Annotated in this window: 1 protein-coding gene; it reads right to left on the bottom strand. The window is 66.2% G+C overall.

Going from position 1 to position 1,326, the window contains the following annotated elements:
* Positions 1-1,326 (bottom strand): TonB-dependent siderophore receptor (locus Q8N10_RS20885; protein WP_305663992.1); only part of this gene is annotated, 1,326 nt, incomplete at both ends.

Below are 1,326 nucleotides of genomic sequence, written 5' to 3'. Positions count from 1 at the left end.
CCCAGGGCGGCGTTACCGGCGTTGGTGGTGAAGTTCGCCGTTTCCGCCGCGGTGCACTGATCGGCGTTGCCGGCTCGGCTGCCGTAGCCGCGGAGGCCGAGCTGCAGGCGGTTCACCGAAGTGTCCTGCAGGTTGTAGTTGAAGTCCTGCTCCTGGTAGGTCAGGCCAAGCTCCCAACCGATGCCATTCTCGAACTTGCCCTTGAACCCGCCCGCGATGCGCAGGGTGTCAATCTTGTACGAGTAGTGGCTGTGACGGTCGGACGTGTACGGATTGCCCGCGAAGCCGAGCGGCCGCCAAGCCGTTTGGCTGCTGGCCACACCATGGAGGGCGGCGTTGGCGGCCTGGCTTTGAGCCGTCGCGAGGCCCTGGGCGCAGGTGGTGGCGTCAACGCCATAGGGCAACACGGCCCCTGAGCAGTTCGCCGTGGCGATCTGACCCAGCAGGGCGATCAGACCCGGGTTGGTGTTCGGAATGTAGAAGCGTGACTGCTCACCGGTGCCGCTGGCCGGGATCGGGGAGACCCCGCCGCCCGGCGAGGCGCCCGAGGCCAGGATCGGCGCGGGATACTGGTTGGGGCCGGTGATCGCCCAGCTTTGCAGCGGGGTGTTGTGCGAGGCCCAGAGGACCTCGACATTGCCTTGGATGTTGTCGGTGATATCGACGTTCAGCTTGCCATAGAGCTGGTAGTGGTCCTCGTCTTCGACCAGGTTGTCAAAGCTCGTGTACTGGAAGTTGCACGATGTGGGGCTGACGATGGTGGTGGTCAGGATGTAGGGCGCGCCGCCATTGGCCCCGCAGCCGATGTCCGGCAACGACCCGGCGAAACTGCCCGCCGTGTAGCCTGTATTGGGCGAACCCACAGGCGCGGTGGTGGCGGTCTGATACTGGCCGGGGTTTCCGGTGCCGGCCCAGCCGCCCAGCGGGTTTTCGAGATAGCCTTGAGGTCCCGTACGCAGGGCCCAGTCGCGTTCCTTCACGGACATTTCCGACCGGTGGCGGTAGCCGGCGGTCAGCAGCAGGTTTGCGCGATCGCCCCTGTAGCCGTAGGCGATGCTGCCTTCGTAGTCGCCGGGCGAACCCGAGATGCCCTGATAGTTGGCGTTGAGTTCAAAGCCGTCCAGATCGGTGCGGGTGATGAAGTTGACCACGCCGCCGATGGCGTCGGAGCCGTAGGTCGCCGCGGCGCCGTCCTTCAGGACTTCCACGCGGCCGATGGCGGCGGTGGGCAGCAGGTTGATATCCACCGAGGAGATCGCCTGGGGCGAGGTCGGCAGACGCCGACCGTTGAACAGCACCAGGGTCCGCGAGCCGGTGACGGCGGAG

It is taken from the genome of Phenylobacterium sp. (assembly GCF_030693625.1).
GTDB classification, from domain to species: Bacteria; Pseudomonadota; Alphaproteobacteria; order Caulobacterales; family Caulobacteraceae; genus Phenylobacterium; species Phenylobacterium ferrooxidans.
This window is presented reverse-complemented; position numbering and strand designations above follow the sequence as displayed.